This is a genomic window from Mesorhizobium sp. BH1-1-5, from assembly GCF_020165615.1.
Taxonomy (GTDB): domain Bacteria; phylum Pseudomonadota; class Alphaproteobacteria; order Rhizobiales; family Rhizobiaceae; genus Mesorhizobium.
On record NZ_JAIUIM010000011.1, the window covers coordinates 184,535 to 201,525 of the forward strand.

Genomic DNA, 16,991 nt, shown 5'->3' on the forward strand with positions numbered 1-16,991 from the left:
TGCAGGCCGGCATCACCTGAATACCGACACACCTTAGATGGGCTTCAGATACCGCTCGGGGCTCAGATCGCGCGCGTTGATCTCCGGCACCCGGTTGGACATGATGTCGGCCAGCACCTTTGCCGAGCCGCAGGCCATGGTCCAGCCGAGCGTGCCGTGGCCGGTGTTGAGATAGAGGTTGGCAACCTCGCTTAGCCCGATCAAGGGCGGCCCGTCCGGCGTCATCGGCCGCAAGCCGCACCAGAAGCTCGCCGCCTTGAGGTCGCCGCCGCCGGGGAAGAGATCGCCGACCGAGTGCTCGAGCGTGCGGCGGCGCGATTCATGCAGGCGAAGATCGTAGCCTGAAATCTCCGCGGTGCCGCCGACGCGGATGCGGTCGCCGAGCCTGGTGATCGCCACCTTGTAGGTCTCGTCCATGACGGTCGACACGGGTGCTGCCTCGGCATCGCTGATCGGCACGGTGATCGAATAGCCCTTCACCGGATAGACCGGGATCGGCCGCCCCAGCGTGCGCATGAATTGCGCCGAATAGCTGCCCATCGCCATCACGAAGGCGTCCGCGGATTTCCATCCGGTATCGGTAAGGACATTGGTGAGGCGGTTGCGGTTCCTGACAATTTTCCGGATGGTCGAGCCGTATTCGAAGGTCACGCCGCGCGCCACGCACAATTCGGCGAGCTTGTCGGTGAACATCTTGCAGTCGCCGGTCTCGTCGCCCGGAAGCCTGAGGCCGCCGACGAATTTGTCGCGCACCGCGGCAAGCGCCGGCTCGGCCGCGATACAGCCGTCGCGGTCGAGGATCTCGTAAGGCACGCCATATTTCTTCAGCACCTCGACGTCGCCGCCGGTGCCGTCGAGCTGCTTCTGCTTGCGGAAGAGCTGCAGCGTGCCTTTGGTCCGTTCGTCGTAAGTGATGCCGGTCGCCTCGCGCAGCGCCTTCAGCGTGTCGCGACTGTATTCGGCAAGCGGCACCATGCGCGACTTGTTGAGCGCGTAGCGCTCGGCCGTGCAATTGCGCAGCATCTTGAGGAGCCACGTCCACATATTCGGGTCGAAGGCAGGCCGCACCACCAGCGGGCCGTACTTCATCAGCAGCCATTTGACGGCTTTGACCGGAATGCCGGGCCCGGCCCAGGGCGAGGCATAGCCCGGCGATACTTCGCCGGCATTGGCGAAGCTGGTTTCGAGCGCCGGCCCCGGCTGGCGATCGTAGACGGTCACTTCGTGGCCGGCCTCTGCGAGGAAGTAGGCGGTGGTGACCCCGATCACGCCGCCGCCCAGCACGATAACTTTCATTCTATGCTCCCTCAAAGGCCGATCATGCCGCCGAAGGGCCCGGATCGTCCCCTTCTGTCTGCCGGATTTTGCCGCGCCCGCCAAGAGGCCAGGCATCGGCGGGTGCGCTGTGGACGAGCCTGAGGACATGGCGAGGCCGTTCGGCGGCGCGATCCTGCGCCGCTCGCTGCGCGGCCTCCGGCTGATAGGCCACATCCTCGAGAAGGACCTCCTCGGCAGGGCCGTCGGGCCGCTCGGCCAGCGCCGATTGGCCCGCTTTCATGCCAAGCAGGCAGAGGCCGCGCCACGTGGCGACTGGCAGGCCGGAGCCGACGGGAGCGGATGCTTCGGCCTGCACCAGCGTCCGTGTCTGCGACGAACCGCCGCCGATGCGGAAAGTCACCCGGCTGTTGAGCGTGGCGAGGTCGGACTCGACCGCCCCCGTCGCAATGACGCGGCTTTCGGCGAGCTTGCGTTCGAGCATCGGCGCGATCGGATCGGCAAACGCGCGGCGGCGCATCAGCATCGCCTCGATCACCGCGAAGTCCCTGGCCGTCAGGCGGTAGACGGTCCTGGTCATGGCGCCCTCCGCGTTTGCTCGACGGCGTCGATCGTCGCCGAGAGAACCCGGCTGTCGCGGCTCCGCCAGGAGACCGTGCGGCCGGCGCGCGCGCCGATCAGCGCCGTTCCAAGCGGCGTCAGCACCGATATGCGTTTCTCGGCGATGTCGGCCTCCGCCGGATAGACCAGCGTCACCTTCTGAGTACTTCCCTCGGGGTCGTGAAGCGTCACCGTCGAGCCCATCCGCACCACGTCGGCGGGCATTGCCGCGTCAGTGGCGACCCTGGCGCGGTCCATCTCGGCAAGCAGGTCCTCGGCCATATCGGGCACACGCTCGAGAAAGGCCCTGGCGAGACTGCTCAGCCGGTCGTGATCCGCTGCGCTGACAAGGATGGTGTTTCGCGAACGCGATTGCGTTGCTGCATGCATGGCATACCTCATATGCTGGCGCATCGGGCAAGCGAATGCGCGCAAGCCGCCGGCTCCCGGTCGTTCCAGGAACAGAGGCGGCGAACAAAGCCCGGCCACAAGGGCCGCCGGCTCGATGAAAATGTCTGGAATTCAAACGCCCCGGTTCACGCGGCCGCCAGCATGGGCGGTCGCGCCGGGGCTACGCTCCCGCGATGGGGCAAACCCTGAAGCAGGTTTTGATATAAGCGAGGTTGCTCATGCCCCGAACCTTGCCGAGAAGCCCCGGCTTGTCAAGCGAAGCCCCCGGTTCAGCCACCGATGTAGCGGCGGTGAAAGCGCGCACCCAGGCTGGTCAATATCTCGTAGCCGATAGTTCCGGCGTGGCCGGCCGCGTCGTCCACGCTTTGTGACGGACCAATGAGCTCGACGAGGTCGCCTTCGCCGAGCCGGCCTGCCGGAAGCGCCGAAATGTCGAGGATGATCGAATCCATCGAGACGCGTCCGACGAAGGGCAGCTGCACGCCTTCGAACCAGGCGGCCGAAGCGGCGCGCCGGTGCCAGCCATCGCCATAGCCCAGCGAAATGGTCGCGAGACCGAGCGGCCCGTCCGCATGGTGGGTGTGGCCATAGCCGATGCCGGCGCCGGCGCCGACCTGCCGTGTCTGCGCCACCTTGGCTTGCAGCTTTATCACCGACAGCATCGGGTTGGGTTCGCCGGGCGTCGGGTTGACGCCGTAGAGCGCGGCCCCCGGACGGGCAAGGTCGTAATGATAGGCCGGCCCGAGAAAGATGCCGGAGGAATTGGCCAGGGAGGCGGGCGCCGCTGGCAGCATCTTGCGCAGCCGTTCGAATTCGCGCCGCTGCTTCTCGTTGGCCGCCTGTTGCGGCTCGTCGGCGCGGGCGAGATGGCTCATCACGAAACGCATGTCGATGCCATCGAAGGCGCCGGCCTCGCGCGCGACCGCCTCGACTTCCCTCGGCGCCATGCCGAGCCTCGCCATGCCGCTGTCGACCTGGACGGCGGCAGGCAGGCTCTGGCCCATGCCTCGCGCGGTCTCGCACCAGGCCTTCAACTGCGTGGCGCTGTTGATCACCGGGCAAAGCCCAGCCGCCGCGGCTTCCGGTTCCGAACCCGGCGGCAACCCGTTCAGCACGAAGATGTCGGGCCCTGGCCCGATCGCCTTGCGCAGCGCGATGCCCTCGCCGAGCAGCGCGACGAAGAAGATGTCGCAGCCCTCTTTCGCCAGCGCCGAGGCCACTTGCGCGGCGCCAAGCCCATAGCCGTCTGCCTTGAGCACGCCGGCGCAGCGAACGCCGTTCAGCCGTGCCTTCAGCCGGCGATAGTTTTCCCGGATAGCGCCGAGGTCGACGGTAAGGATCGCGCCAGCGGCCGCCTCGCTCACCGTCGAACCGCTGCTTGCCTCATGTGCCGGAAACTCGCGTCCGGTGTCGTCGTTCATGGCGACCCCCGCTCATTGCATCGGCCATCAATACGGCCATGGGGCCGCCGCGACAACCGGGAGGACTGGTTCGTCAGGGAGCCAAGTGCTGGAACGCCGCGACCACCTGCTCGTAGACCTTGCGCTTGAACGGCACGATCAGCTCGGGCAGGTCCCGCATCGGCCGCCAGGCCCATTCGTCGAACTCGGCCGTGTGGCCACCGGGCGGCGGATTGATCGCGATCTCGCTTTCGTCACCCTCGAAGCGATAGGCGAACCATTTCTGCGTCTGGCCGCGATAGCGGCCCTTGAAGGCGACGCCGACCAGATGCGACGGCAGGTCGTAGTTGATCCAGTGCGCCGCCTCGGCGAGCAACGACACGCTGCGCATGCCGGTTTCCTCGTATAGTTCGCGCCCGGCTGCCTCGATCGGCTCCTCGTCCTTGTCGATGCCGCCCTGCGGCATCTGCCAAAGCTGCGTCGTGCCGGCGAACTCGCTGTCCGGCTCGGCGATGCGGTGCCCGACCCAGACCAGGCCCGCTCTGTTGAGGATCATCAGCCCGACACAGGGACGGTAAGGCAGCGTTTCGGGGTCGATCTTCTTGGCCATAGGTCAACGTTCCAGCGGTCTTTGAGAATGGACTCGGGCGAGGCGGGAAGGGTTAGCCCTTTTGCGGATCGATGGCCACCGCCGAGATCGGCACGATCTCGATGCCGCGCTTCTTCGCTTCGGCAATCCAGGACGTCACCGTGTCGACGGTGATATCGAAGGCCGAACCGATGCCGACCGCGGAGCCCTTGGCCCGCGCCGTCGCTTCGAGGCTATCCAGCTTCTTGAGGATTTCGCCGCGATCCTGCACGGCATCGATCGCCATGTCGCCGGCGACGAACGGCACGCCGTCCTTCAGCGCCAGGTCTGGCGCAACGCTGCGCGAGGATGAGCCGTCGTCGATATAGGCAAGGCCGCGCTTGCCGAGCTCGGCCATGAACGGCCCCATCGCGTTGGCATCGGCGGAAAAGCGTGCGCCCATATAGTTCATGACCCCGGTATAGTTCGTGGTCCTGGACAGCGCCCAGTGCAGGCTCTTCAGGTTTTCGTCCGGGCTGGCCGACACGGTCAGCGTGTTGCGGCCGGGATTGACGTTCGGATAATCGAAGGGCTCGAGCGGCACCTGCATGACGATCTCGTGCCCGCCCTGCCTTGCCGCCTGCATCCAGCGGCCGATGCTGTTGCCTTGCGGCGCGAAGGCGAGCGTCACTTCGGCCGGCAGCTTGGCGATCGCGGCTTGCGTGCCGGTCTGCGAGACGGCGAGCCCGCCGATGATGATCGCAACCCGCGCCCCGCGCGCGCCGGACCACGGCCGCGCATAGACGTCGAAGGGCCGCCTGCCGTCGGCGGAACGCATCGGCAGCGGACCGGTGTCGCTGGTCTCGATCAGTGTCCGGTCCGGAATGTGGGCGACCTTGAGATTCTGGCCAAGCGTCGATGGGTCACGAATGACGATCGCCGCTTTCGGCGGGCCGTCGCCCTCCTCGGTCTGGACGTGGATGATCTGCGGCCCGCCGCTTTTCATCGGCGTGCTGGCCTGCGGCGCCGCTGCCGCCATCGGAGCCGGTGCGGGCGCCGGCGCGGGTGCGGCGGGAGCAGCGATGACCTTCGGTGTCGAAACCGCCACCTCTTCCGGCTTGCGGAACGGCTTTTCACGCAGCGCAATCGCGCCGGAGACGCCGATCACGCCAAGCACGGCCAGCACAGCGACAACCGGGCCGGAGCCGATGCCACGCGAGGCAGGCCGCTTTGGCTGGAGCGACTGTCCAAGCGGGCGTTCGATGTCCTTGCCGATCTCAGCCAAGTCGTGTTCCCCGGAAGCACGCCACTTAAGTGAACGTCACGGTTTTCGTGACATCTTGCGTAAACTCCGCAATCGCTGGCGCGATACCCCAGACGCGTGGCGCCCCATCCGCAGTCCCCGAATCAAACTGCCGGAACCTCGCGGTCCCGGCAGCATTGCATTGCTTCGCTCTGCCGGCCAGAGCCGGACTGCTTACTGGTTCAGCACGGCCTTGTCCGGGTTCGGCGGGAACGACGGATCGGTCTTCTCGCCGCGCAGTAGCTGCTCGGCATAGATCAGCTGCAAATCGTCCTTCGGATCCGGCGGCACATAGGCGGCCGAGCCCGAACCGGTGGAGCTCTCGTCGGCGCCCTTGATGTGGCCCTTGAGGTCGGATTCGCCGCGGGTCAGGTCGCGACCCTGCAGATCGGGCGGCAGCGGCTGGTCGACCTTGATGTCGGGCGTGATGCCCTTGCCCTGGATCGACTTGCCCGACGGCGTGTAATAGAGCGCCGTCGTCAGCCTCAGCGCGCCATTCTCGCCAAGCGGGATGATGGTCTGCACCGAGCCCTTGCCGAAGGACTGCGTGCCGACCACCGTGACGCGGCGCAGATCCTGCAGCGCGCCGGCGACGATTTCCGAGGCGCTCGCCGAACCGCCATTGACCAGCACGATCATCGGCTTGCCGTTGATGTCGTCGACCTGCTTCGGCTTGGCGTCGAAGCGGGTGACGTCCTTCGGATCGCGGCCGCGCGTCGAGACGATCTCGCCGCGCTTGAGGAAGGCGTCCGATACGCTCACCGCCTGGTCGAGCAGGCCGCCCGGATTGAGGCGCAGATCGAGCACATAGCCCTTCAGCTTGTCGTTCGGCACCTGCTTCTTGATGTTCTCGATGGCGTTCTCGAGATCGTCATAGGTCTTTTCGGTGAAGGAGGTGATCTTCATGTAGCCGATGTCGTTCTCGACCCGGTACTTCACCGCCTTGACCTTGATGATGTCGCGCACCACCGTGATTTCGATCGGCTTGTCGGCGCCCTGGCGCAGGATGGTGAGCTTGATCGGCGTGTTGACCGGCCCGCGCATCTTTTCCACGGCGTCGTTGAGGGTGAGGCCGCGGACCTCTTCGCCGTCGATCTTGGCGATATAGTCGCCCGACAGCACACCCGCCTTGGCGGCCGGCGTGTCGTCGATTGGGGTGATCACCTTGACCAGGTCGTTTTCCATGGTGACCTCGATGCCGAGGCCGCCGAACTCGCCCTTGGTCTGCACGCGCATGTCCTGCGCCTGCTCGGCATTCATGTAGGAGGAGTGCGGATCGAGCGAGGCCAGCATGCCGTTGATGGCGTTCTCGACCAGCGACTTGTCGTCGGGTGGCGTCACGTAATTGGCGCGCACGCGCTCGAAGATGTCGCCGAAGATCGCCAGCTGCTTATAGGTTTCCGAACCCGCAGCGTTCGCCGCCGAGCCCGGTGCGCCGTAGACCAGGCTCATTGCCGATGCGCCCATCAGCGCGCCGGCAAACAGAAGCGACAGTTTCCGCATCATTTCACGTCCTTCCAGAAAATCGATCCGCCCACCACGGGGCCGGATCGACGGGTTTTCCATCCTTACGGAACTCGACATAGAGTTCCGACGTCGAATTCTCATTCCGCGAGGCCGAGGTGCTTGCCACCCGGGCCTCTCCCATCGCACCGATCGGCTCTCCTGCGAGCACCGACTGTCCGGTCGCGACGCTGATTCTGCTCATCCCCGCCAGGACGACATGATACCCGTCGCCGGCATTGAGGATCAAGAGTTGACCATAGGAGCGAAACGGCCCCGCATAAAGCACGTTTCCATCCGCCGGCGCGGTGACGATGGCCCCCGATTGTGTCGCAACCATGTCGCCCTGCATCGCCGCGCCGTTGCCGTCGTCGGCGCCGAAACGCAGTTTGATCTTGCCGATGACAGGCAGCGCGATCTGGCCTTGCAAGGCCGAAAACGGCGCCGATCCCGTGAGGCGGTTGGCCTCCGGCACCGGCAGCGCGGCGAGCTCGGTGGTCGAGGCCGTCGTGTCGCTGTCGGTCGATTTGCGCTCGCCCGCCTTGACCTGGTCCTGCGCCTTGCGCGCCTTGTCGGCCTCGAGCGAGGCGATCAGGTCCTTGAGACTGCTCGCCTTCGCCGCCAGCTGCTGCGAGTGCTGCTGCTCGGCCGCGATCGCCGTTTGGGTGTCGGCCTGCAGCTTCTTCTTGGCCTCGAGCAGCATGGTGAGCCGCTTCTTCTCCGCCGTCTGGTCGGTGACGGCGGTGGTGAGTCTCGCCCGTTCTGCCTCGATCGAGGCCGTTACCCTTGTCTGTTCCTTGAGATCGGCCATCAGCCTGTCGGTCTGTTGGCGCAGTTCCGGCACCACGGCGCCGAGCAGGATGGCGCTGCGCACCGACGACAGCGCGTCCTCCGGCTTGACCAGGATCGCCGGCGGCGGATTGAGCCCCATGCGCTGCAGCGCCCCCAGCACCTCGGCCAGCACGTCGCGCCGCGCCATGAGCGAGGCGCGCAGCTTCGTTTCCTCGGCCTTCAGCCCTTCGAGCTTGGCGCCGATGTCCTCGATGTCCTGGCCGAGCTTCTGCTCCGTCATTGCCGACTGGATGAGCGCCGCGGTGATCGAGGCATAATCCTTCCGCACCGACGCGATGTCGGCGGCGAGCTTGGCCAGCCGCTCCGACGAAAGCGTGATCTCCTTGGAAACCTGCTGGTATTCGGCCCGGCTCTGATCGGGATCGGGCGCCGTGTCGAGCGTGTTCTCGGCCGCCCGGACCGACCCGAGCGCGACCGCTGCGGCGACAAGGGTCAAACCGCAACGGCTGCGCCAGGCGCGCGCTCTCGAATTCCAGCCTTCAGACATCAGGCCTCGACTCTATGCGCCGCATCGTTAACGAACCATCAACCATGTTGGAAGCGCCATCATAACCCCCTTGTCGGGCGATTGAGGCGGAAATCCTGTCTCGTGACGGCATTCCCCAGTTTTCGGCTGACAACAATCATCATTCACGAGCGATGGTAGGGGTGCCCCGCCAGGATCGTGGCGATCCGGTAGAGCTGCTCGCCCAGCATCACGCGCACCAGCTGGTGCGGCCAGGTGAGCACGCCGAATGACAGCACAAGGTCCGCCTGCTCGCGCAGGGGCTTGTCATGGCCGTCGGCGCCGCCGATGGCGACGACCAGCGCCTTGCGGCCGCCGTCGCGCAACTGGCCGATGCGAGCGGCCAGGTCTTCGGAGGTGAGCGACTTGCCGCGTTCGTCCAGCAGGATGAGAACGGTGCCGGACTGCAACTGCGCCTGCAGCTTCTGGGCTTCCTCGCGGCGGCGCTCCTCGGCGCTCTGTCCGCGGCTCTCGGGGATTTCGACGATGCCGGCGAACTCCAGCCCGACCGCGGGCCCGCTCTTGGCGAAGCGCTCGAAATAGCGGCCGGCCAGTTCTCTCTCGGGGCCGGTCTTCATCCGGCCCACGGCATGAACAGTGATCTTCATCCTCGCCCCGGCGAGCTTGTTCTAGCGCATACCGTGACGGGTCACGGCATGCGGATCAAGGCTCAGTGCAAGGTCTCTTCCTCGAGGTCCGGCGCCTGCCACATCTTTTCGAGATTGTAGAATTCGCGGACTTCGGGGCGGAAGACATGGACGATGATGTCGCCCGAATCGATCAGGACCCAGTCGGCGCCAGCCAACCCCTCGACGCGCGCCGTGCCGAGGCCGGCATCCTTCAGCGCCTTGAGGAGATGATCGGCGACAGCCGAGACATGGCGGTGCGATCGGCCCGAGGCGATGACCATATAGTCGCCGAGGCTTGATTTTCCCTGGATGTCGATTGAGACGATGTTTTCGGCCTTGGAGTCTTCCAGACTGGCAAGGACTGTGTCGATGGCGAGGGTCGCGGCGGCGTTGCCGCTGATCCCGGCCGGCGAAGGCATGATATCAGCCTTCTTCCGCAGTGCTGTTCTCAGTGTGTTTCCTTTCCCAACAAGAACAACCAAATCACCATGCAAATCAGGTGACGCCACTTAGATAGGCAGAGTTCCATTGCAGTTTCAAGACGAGGGCCTCGAAGCGTGATCTCGACGCCATCGCCCAGGAGGCCTTCCGCCAGGCCGCAAAGGGCGGGAACCCATCTCCGGCGCATGGGTTATCGGCGCACCGACCAACGGGATTCCCCGCCATGCCCACCGACCCGCAAAGCGCTCTCATCACCATCCAGGCCGGGCTCGCGCAGCTCAGCACGCTGATCGTTTCCTATTCCTTCTCGGCCATCGGCGCCGTCATCCTCCTGATTGTCGGCTATTTCGTCGCCGGCGTTGCCGAGCGCTCGATTTCCGCCGGCCTCGGCCATATCCATGGCTTCGACGCCACCTTGCGGCATTTCTTCTCCAAGATCGTCCGCTACGCCATCCTGATCCTGGTCACCATCATGGTGCTCGGCCAGTTCGGGGTGCAGACGGCCTCCATCATCGCGGCAATAGGCGCCATTGGCCTCGCCATCGGGCTGGCGCTGCAGGGCACGCTGCAGAACATCGCCGCCGGCATCATGCTGTTGGCGCTGAGGCCCTTCCGCATCGGCGAATATGTCGAGGTCGGCTCGATTGCCGGCACCATCGAGGAGATCGGCCTCTTCGCCACCAAGCTGCGCTCCGTCGACGGCGTCTACGTGCTGGCGCCCAACTCGACGCTGTGGAACCAGCCGGTACGCAATTTCTCCCGCAACGGTGTGCGCCGCACCGACGTTACCTTGAGCATCGGCTCCTGGAACGACATCGACCGCGCGCAAAAGACGCTGCTCGCCATCGCCGGCGCCGAAAAGCGCATCCGCCGCGAACCGGCGCCGATCGCTTTCGTCGCCGGCCTTGGCGACAGCGTTTCGCTCACCTTGCGCTACTGGACCTCGGCGGGCGACTATTTCCCGACCCAGATCGACATGACCAAGCGCGCCAAGCAGGCTTTCGACAGCGAAGGCATCTCGATCCCGCTGCCGCCGCCGGAAGTGCCGGCGCCGGAGGCACGCAAGCAGTAGCGGGGGATCGTCGCGGCGGCGATTTCAATCTTCCGGCATTCTGAACCGATTTCGAGGTATCTCGGCTATTGCCGTGATCTCGATCTGCAAGTCCGGATGATAAAGCCGCACGATCTGAACGGTTGTCGTCACCGGATAGGGTTCAAAAAAGAATTCTTTGCGGATATCTCCAGCCGCCATGAACTGCTCGATATCGGTTGCGAATTGGGTCAGCGACACGATATCGGCCATCTCTCCACCGATGGCCGCGAGCACAGCCTTGATGTTTTGGAGCGTTTGCCGGACCTGAGCCCGCATATCGCCCTTGCCGACTAACCGTCCCTCCCTGTCGAGCGAAACTTGGCCCTTCAGATGCACGAGCTGCCCGCCTTCATGGATTTTCACCATGGAGAACGCGCCAAACGGCTTCCACACAGTTGGAGGATTATAGCTTCTCGCCATCTCGGTTCTCCTGTGTTGCCGCGAAATCTCGCGAGGCCATCAACCTCACAGGCGAACATCCAGCGGATTGTCAGTCCTTCGCGTGCCGTGTCGTCTCGTCCGGCGCAAAGGCAAGCTCTACCGGCAAGGGCGTCTGCGCCGACATCGGCGCGAAACTGCCGCTCGTGGCCGCCGGTGTCGGCCGGCCCGCCATCACGCGCCACAGCACGAACAGACAGAAGGCCGACGCGATGACGATGCCGACATAGATGAAGGTCGCGGTGCCGAAGACGGCCGAAAGCGCCGTCACGATGCCCGGCACGATGAAGCCCGCCAGCGACCAGGCAAACAGCATCGAGCTCGACAGCGCCAGCATCTCGTCCTTGGCGGCGCGGTCGGCGGCATGCGCGCTGGACAGCGCATAGATCGATTCCGCCGCGCCGTCCCAGATGAGATAGATCACCACCAGCGCCATCAGCGCGCCGCCGTCGAAGGCAATGGCGAGCACGCTGGCAATGACGGCCAGGGCCGCCGCGCCGGCCAGCACGTAGCGACGGTCGGTGCGGTCCGAAATCCAACCGAGCGGGATCTGCAGGATCAGCGTGCCGACCGGCATCGACGACAAAAGCAGCGCCACATCGGCCTGGCTGTAGCCCTTGGCGGTGGCATGGATCGGCGCGAAGCCGGAGACGATCATCGACAGGCCGCCGACGGCCAGCATGCCGGCGACGCCGACCGGCGAGATCCGCCAGGCGCGGCGAAGCGCCACCGATGCGGCCTGCGGCGCCGGCGGCTGGGCAAGGCGCGTCATGCCGACCGGCAAGATCGACAATGCGGTGAAGGTGATGCCGATCAGGGACGCGGCCGCGGTATGGATATCGACCACGGCAAGCGTTGCATAGCCGACGCCAAGGCCGGCGATGTAAGCGACGTAGAACACCGCCATCACCCGGCCGCGTATGGCGTTGGGCAAGGCATCGTTCAGCCAGCTCTGGGCGACGATGAAGAGGCCGCAGATCGAAAATCCATAGAGCGCTCTGGCTGCGATCCACAGCAGTGGGATCGGTCCGGCGCCGATCGCCGCGTTGGAAAGCGCGATCAGCGCCGACAGCACCATGAAGGCGCGCGCATGCCCGACCCTTTTGACCATCGGCCCGGTCAGGATGCAGCCGGCAAGCCCGCCGGCCGAAAGCCCGGTGACGATCAGCCCGGCCCAGGTCGGGTCGAAACCGTCGGCGCCCAGGCGCACCGGGATATAGGCGAACATCAGCCCGTTGCCGATCGCGATCAGCGCCATCGACACGATGACGCTGGCAATGGCGATCAGCGGCGCCGATTGCGCGGTGTGGCCCGGATCGTTCGCGGTGGGATTCTTCTTCAGCATGCGTGCGCAGCTTGGCTTACCGGAGAGCAAAAGGCCGCCGTAAAAGCGACATGGCCGGACTTCTCTTCCCCCCTTGTAGGGGAAGGGAAGAAGCTCACCCCTTCGCCGCCTTGCGGATCGCGGTGGAGGAGAGCGAGGAGCGCGGGCCGTGGATGAAGGTCCAGGCCGGCGCCGGCATGCGGGCAAGCAGCGGTGCGTCGCCCTCGTCGACGCGGGCATAGTCGAAGGTCTTGGCGACCACCGACGACAGGAAGGAGAGCGTTGCGCCCGGGCGATCGATGACCGCGATCGGAAAGGTCAGCACGATCTCGCGCCAGCGCTGCCAGCGGTGGAAATCGCGCAAACTATCCGCGCCCATGATCCAGACGAAATCGACGCCCGGATTGCGCGCCTTGACCAGGGCAAGCGTGTCGGCGGTGTAGCGCACATGCTGCGCCGCCTCGAAGGCGGTGACCTTGATCTTCGGGTTCCTGGCGATCTTTTCGGACAGCTCGATGCGCTCGGCAAGCGGCGCCAGTTCCCGCGTGCTTTTCAGCGGATTGCCGGGCGTAACCATCCACCACAGCTGGTCGAGCGCCAGCCTTCGCAGCGCGATCTCGGCGACCAGCGCATGGCCGGCATGCGGCGGGTTGAACGAGCCGCCGAACAGCCCGACGGTCAGGCCCTTGGCGGCGTGCGGCATGCGGAGGTAGCGCGAGGGGACGGCGGGTTCGGAAAGGGAAAGCATGGTGCTAGGCCCCCCTCTCTGCCCTGCCGGGCATCTCCCCCGCAAGGGGGGAGATTGGCAGCTCAGGCGCCTCGCCTCTCCTTGCAACCTTGGCGATTGGCGAAAGCCGGCGCGACATCCGATCTCCCCCCTTGCGGGGGAGATGGCCGGCAGGCCAGAGAGGGGGGCCTGGGCGCAAGCTTCAATCCCTTAAGGCAAAAAGCATCAAGGCCTCACCTGTCCAGACCCGCGCACGCGGTATTTGAACGAGGTGAGCTGCTCGACGCCGACCGGCCCGCGCGCATGCATCTTGCCGGTGGCGATGCCGATCTCGGCGCCCATGCCGAACTCGCCGCCATCGGCGAATTGCGTCGAGGCGTTGTGCAGCAGGATCGCCGAGTCGATCTCGTTGAAGAATTTTTCGACCGCCTGCGCATCCTCGGCGACGATCGCCTCGGTGTGGTGAGACGAGAAGGTCTCGATGTGCTCGATCGCCCCAGTGACATCGTCGACCAGCTTCACCGCGATGATGGCGTCGAGATACTCCGTCAGCCAGTCCGCATCGGTCGCCGGGCTGGCGTCGGCGAACGCTTTCATCACCTCGGCGTCGGCGTGGATCTCGCAGCCGGCGGCGCGCAGCGCCTCGAGGATCGGCACCAGATGCGTGGAGGCCACCGCGCGATCGACCAGCAAGGTCTCGGCGGCGCCGCAGACGCCGGTGCGCCGCATCTTGGCGTTGACGGCGATCTTCACCGCCATGTCGAGCTTGGCCGAGCGGTCGACATAGAGATGGCAGATGCCTTCCAGATGCGCGAAGACCGGCACCCGCGCCTCGGTCTGCACGCGCCCGACCAGGCTCTTACCGCCGCGCGGGATAATGACGTCGAGATTGCCGCCGAGCCCTTTGAGCATCTCGCCGACAGCGGCGCGGTCGGTGGTCGGCACCAACTGGATGGCATCCTGCGGCAGGCCGGCCGCCTTCAGCCCTTCGACCATGCAGGCATGGATCGCCGACGACGAATTGAGCGAATCCGAACCGCCGCGCAGGATCACCGGATTGCCGGCCTTGAGGCAGAGCACGCCGGCATCCGCCGTCACGTTGGGGCGGCTTTCATAGATGACGCCGATGACGCCGAGCGGCGTGCGAACGCGCTCGATATGGAGTCCGTTCGGCCGGTCCCAGTCGGCGATGACGTCGCCGACCGGATCCTTGAGCGCGGCGATCTCGCTTATGCCCTCGGCCATCGCCTTGATGCGCGAGGGTGTCAGCTTCAGGCGGTCCATGAAGGAGCCGGACAGCCCGGCTTCCTCGCCATTCGAGATGTCAATGGCGTTGGCGTCGAGGATCGCCTGCTCGTTGCGCAGGATGGCATTGGCCATGGCGACAAGCGCGGCATTCTTGGCCTTGGTGGAAGCGACGGCCAACGGTCGGGCGGCGGCACGGGCGCGGCGGCCGATATCGGCCATCAGCGCCACAATGTCTTCGCCGGATTTTTCATGCAGCTTCAGCATGGTTCATCCCTTTGTTCCCACGCAATTCCGGACGGAAAACCGCCTCACTTTTCCTGGAATTGCTCTAGTCGTCGGCCAATACTTGGTCGCCGGCAAGGCTTACCACAAGGTCGTCGCGATGGATCATCGCCGAACGCGCCTCGTAGCCGAGCACATTTTCGATCTCGGCCGTCTTCAAGCCCGCGATCCTTACGGCATCGGCGGCATCGTAGGCAACCAGCCCGCGCGCGATCTCGCGGCCTTCGGGCGACAGGATCGCCACCGTGTCGCCGCGCGAGAAATTGCCGCTCACCAGTTTTACCCCAGCCGGCAGCAGCGACTTGCCCGATTTGAGCGCGCCGATGGCGCCGGCATCGACAGTGAGCCGGCCGGCCGGCTCGAGCTGGCCGGCGATCCAGGTCTTGTAGCCCTTCACCGGATTGGTACTGGGCTTGAAGAAGGTCGCGCGCTCGCCGCGCTCGATCGCCATCAGCGGCGAGAGCCTGGTGCCCGAGGTGATGATCATGGCGGCGCCGGCGGCATTGGCGATCTTGCCGGCGTCGAGCTTGGTGCGCATGCCGCCGCGCGAAAACTCCGACGCCGCCGCGCCCGCCATCGCCTCTATGTCGGGGCTGATGCGGTCGACCACCGGGATGAATTTTGCTGCCGGATCCTTGGCCGGCGGCGCCGTGTAGAGCCCGTCTATGTCGGAGAGCAGCACGAGCAGATCGGCGCCCATCATCGTCGCCACCCGCGCGGCCAGCCGGTCGTTATCGCCATAGCGGATTTCGGAGGTCGCCACCGTGTCGTTCTCGTTGATGACCGGCACCGCCTTCATCTTGAGCAGCGTCGAGATCGTCGCGCGCGCGTTGAGGTAGCGCCGGCGTTCTTCGGTGTCGCCGAGCGTCAAGAGGATCTGGCCCGATTTCAGCCCGTCCTTGCCGAGCGCCTCCGACCAGGCGCCCGCAAGCGCGATCTGGCCGACGGCGGCGGCGGCCTGGCTCTCCTCGAGCTTCAGCGCGCGCTTGCCGAGACCGAGAATGGTACGGCCGAGCGCGATGGCGCCCGACGAGACGACGAGCACCTCCGCGCCGGCATCGGCAAGCACCGCGATGTCGTCGGCGAGAGAGGTCAGCCAGCCGCGCTTCAAGCCTGTCGCGCGGTCGACGAGCAGCGCCGAACCGATCTTCACGGTGATGCGCCGATATGATTTCAGCGATTTCATGGGTCTTACCGCCAGCGCGTATCGACAGGCGCCGGGACGGCATCGCGCGATTCCGCGACCACCGCCATCAGCGCGCGCAGCACCGCCTCGACGCCTTCGCCGGTGACGGCCGACAAAAGCATCGGCGCGCGGCCGGCGGCGCGCTTCAGCGAGGCCGCCTTCTTCTTGCGCTGATCCGCGTCGAGGATATCGATCTGGCTGAGCGCGACGATCTCGACCTTGTCGGTCAGCCCATGGCCATAGGCATCGAGCTCGGCGCGCACGGTCTTGTAGGCCTTGCCGGGATTTTCCTCTTGCGCGGAGACGAGATGGAGCAGCACGCGCGTGCGCTCGACATGGCCGAGGAACCGGTCGCCGATGCCCACCCCTTCATGCGCGCCTTCGATCAGGCCGGGGATGTCGGCGAGCACGAATTCGCGGCCGTCGATGCGGGCGACGCCGAGGCCCGGATAGAGCGTGGTGAAGGGATAGTCGGCGATCTTCGGCTTGGCCGCGGTAACGGCAGCAAGGAAGGTCGACTTGCCGGCATTGGGCAGGCCGACCAGGCCGGCATCGGCGATCAGCTTGAGCCGTAGCCAGATGCTCAGCTCCTCGCCGGGCAGGCCGGGATTGGCGCGCCGCGGCGCCTGGTTGGTGGAGGTCTTGAAATGCTGGTTGCCGAAGCCACCATTGCCGCCCTTGGCAAGCAGGAAGCGCTGGCCGACCACGGTCAGGTCGCAGATCAGCATCTCATTGTCCTCGGCGAACACCTGGGTGCCGGCGGGCACTTTCAACGTGATGTCGGCGCCCTTGGCGCCGGTCATGTTGCGGCCCATGCCGTGCGTGCCGGTCTTGGCCTTGAAATGCTGCTGGTAGCGATAGTCGATCAGCGTGTTCAGCCCGTCGACCGCTTCCGCCCAGACATCGCCGCCGCGGCCGCCATCGCCGCCGTCCGGCCCGCCGAACTCGATGAATTTCTCGCGCCGGAACGACACCGAACCGGCGCCGCCGTCGCCGGAACGGATATAAACCTTGGCCTGGTCGAGGAATTTCATCGTCGTTTCGAGTTTCTGCTATTGCGCTTGCGGGATTGGTCTAAACCAAGGCGGGGCCTAGAGCAATTCCAGGAAAAGTGTGAACGGTTTTCCGTTCGGAATTGCGTAAAAACAAAGAGATAGAGCGGTTCGCCGTTTCCTTGAAACGGTGAAACGCTCTATTGCGAGACCG

At 65.6% G+C, this 16,991-nt stretch carries 17 protein-coding genes; 1 reads left to right on the forward strand and 16 read right to left on the reverse strand.

Annotation, left to right across the window (positions count from 1 at the left end; genetic code table 11):
* Window positions 1–33 precede the first annotated feature (33 nt).
* From LB572_RS17055 to rsfS, 10 genes are all read right to left on the reverse strand, one after another.
* The gene (locus LB572_RS17055; protein ID WP_224668502.1) at window positions 34–1,425 is read right to left on the reverse strand and encodes a D-amino acid dehydrogenase; all 1,392 of its coding nucleotides are present in this window, start codon (window positions 1,423–1,425) and stop codon (window positions 34–36) included.
* On the reverse strand, window positions 1,319–1,855 hold the full coding sequence (locus LB572_RS17060; RefSeq protein ID WP_140801816.1) for a nucleoside-diphosphate kinase: 537 nt from the start codon (window positions 1,853–1,855) through the stop codon (window positions 1,319–1,321). Before LB572_RS17060 ends, LB572_RS17055 begins: the two co-directional genes overlap by 107 nt.
* Entirely contained in the window at window positions 1,852–2,265 is a 414-nt protein-coding gene (gene rnk, locus LB572_RS17065; protein ID WP_140801817.1) for a nucleoside diphosphate kinase regulator, read from the reverse strand. Before rnk ends, LB572_RS17060 begins: the two co-directional genes overlap by 4 nt.
* 290 nt (window positions 2,266–2,555) lie before the next feature.
* Entirely contained in the window at window positions 2,556–3,707 is a 1,152-nt protein-coding gene (gene alr / locus LB572_RS17070; RefSeq protein WP_140801818.1) for an alanine racemase, read from the reverse strand.
* Between the two features lie 73 nt (window positions 3,708–3,780).
* On the reverse strand, window positions 3,781–4,296 hold the full coding sequence (locus LB572_RS17075) for an RNA pyrophosphohydrolase (protein ID WP_140801819.1): 516 nt from the start codon (window positions 4,294–4,296) through the stop codon (window positions 3,781–3,783).
* Window positions 4,297–4,348: 52 nt separating this feature from the next.
* A complete protein-coding gene (locus LB572_RS17080; protein WP_140801820.1) occupies window positions 4,349–5,539 on the reverse strand; it encodes a divergent polysaccharide deacetylase family protein in 1,191 nt (396 codons plus the stop codon).
* Window positions 5,540–5,731: 192 nt separating this feature from the next.
* A complete protein-coding gene (locus LB572_RS17085; protein WP_224668503.1) occupies window positions 5,732–7,063 on the reverse strand; it encodes a S41 family peptidase in 1,332 nt (443 codons plus the stop codon).
* Between the two features lies 1 nt (window position 7,064).
* The gene (locus LB572_RS17090) at window positions 7,065–8,399 is read right to left on the reverse strand and encodes a murein hydrolase activator EnvC family protein (RefSeq protein ID WP_140801821.1); all 1,335 of its coding nucleotides are present in this window, start codon (window positions 8,397–8,399) and stop codon (window positions 7,065–7,067) included.
* A 143-nt stretch (window positions 8,400–8,542) separates the two neighbouring features.
* Window positions 8,543–9,025, reverse strand: a complete 483-nt coding sequence (gene rlmH / locus LB572_RS17095; RefSeq protein WP_224668504.1) for a 23S rRNA (pseudouridine(1915)-N(3))-methyltransferase RlmH — start codon at window positions 9,023–9,025, stop codon at window positions 8,543–8,545.
* Between the two features lie 62 nt (window positions 9,026–9,087).
* Window positions 9,088–9,465, reverse strand: coding sequence for a ribosome silencing factor (gene rsfS / locus LB572_RS17100; RefSeq protein WP_140801823.1), 378 nt, complete (start codon window positions 9,463–9,465; stop codon window positions 9,088–9,090).
* Between the two features lie 245 nt (window positions 9,466–9,710).
* On the opposite strand from rsfS, the gene LB572_RS17105 reads away from it, so the two are divergent.
* Window positions 9,711–10,559 carry a mechanosensitive ion channel family protein gene (locus tag LB572_RS17105; protein WP_224668505.1) on the forward strand — a complete coding sequence of 283 codons (849 nt, stop codon included), beginning with the start codon at window positions 9,711–9,713 and terminating at the stop codon, window positions 10,557–10,559.
* A 24-nt stretch (window positions 10,560–10,583) separates the two neighbouring features.
* Here LB572_RS17105 and LB572_RS17110 read toward each other — a convergent pair whose 3' ends face one another.
* From LB572_RS17110 to obgE, 6 genes are all read right to left on the reverse strand, one after another.
* Window positions 10,584–11,000 carry a RidA family protein gene (locus LB572_RS17110; protein ID WP_140801825.1) on the reverse strand — a complete coding sequence of 139 codons (417 nt, stop codon included), beginning with the start codon at window positions 10,998–11,000 and terminating at the stop codon, window positions 10,584–10,586.
* A 70-nt stretch (window positions 11,001–11,070) separates the two neighbouring features.
* The gene (locus LB572_RS17115) at window positions 11,071–12,363 is read right to left on the reverse strand and encodes an MFS transporter (RefSeq protein ID WP_224668506.1); all 1,293 of its coding nucleotides are present in this window, start codon (window positions 12,361–12,363) and stop codon (window positions 11,071–11,073) included.
* A 94-nt stretch (window positions 12,364–12,457) separates the two neighbouring features.
* Window positions 12,458–13,045, reverse strand: a complete 588-nt coding sequence (locus LB572_RS17120; protein WP_224668530.1) for a nicotinate-nucleotide adenylyltransferase — start codon at window positions 13,043–13,045, stop codon at window positions 12,458–12,460.
* A 249-nt stretch (window positions 13,046–13,294) separates the two neighbouring features.
* Window positions 13,295–14,581, reverse strand: a complete 1,287-nt coding sequence (locus tag LB572_RS17125; RefSeq protein WP_224668507.1) for a glutamate-5-semialdehyde dehydrogenase — start codon at window positions 14,579–14,581, stop codon at window positions 13,295–13,297.
* Window positions 14,582–14,645: 64 nt separating this feature from the next.
* Complete coding sequence (proB, locus tag LB572_RS17130; RefSeq protein WP_224668508.1) at window positions 14,646–15,785, reverse strand: glutamate 5-kinase; 1,140 nt, start codon at window positions 15,783–15,785, stop codon at window positions 14,646–14,648.
* 5 nt (window positions 15,786–15,790) lie between these two features.
* Window positions 15,791–16,819, reverse strand: coding sequence for a GTPase ObgE (gene obgE, locus LB572_RS17135; RefSeq protein WP_224668509.1), 1,029 nt, complete (start codon window positions 16,817–16,819; stop codon window positions 15,791–15,793).
* Between the last annotated feature and the right edge of the window lie 172 nt (window positions 16,820–16,991).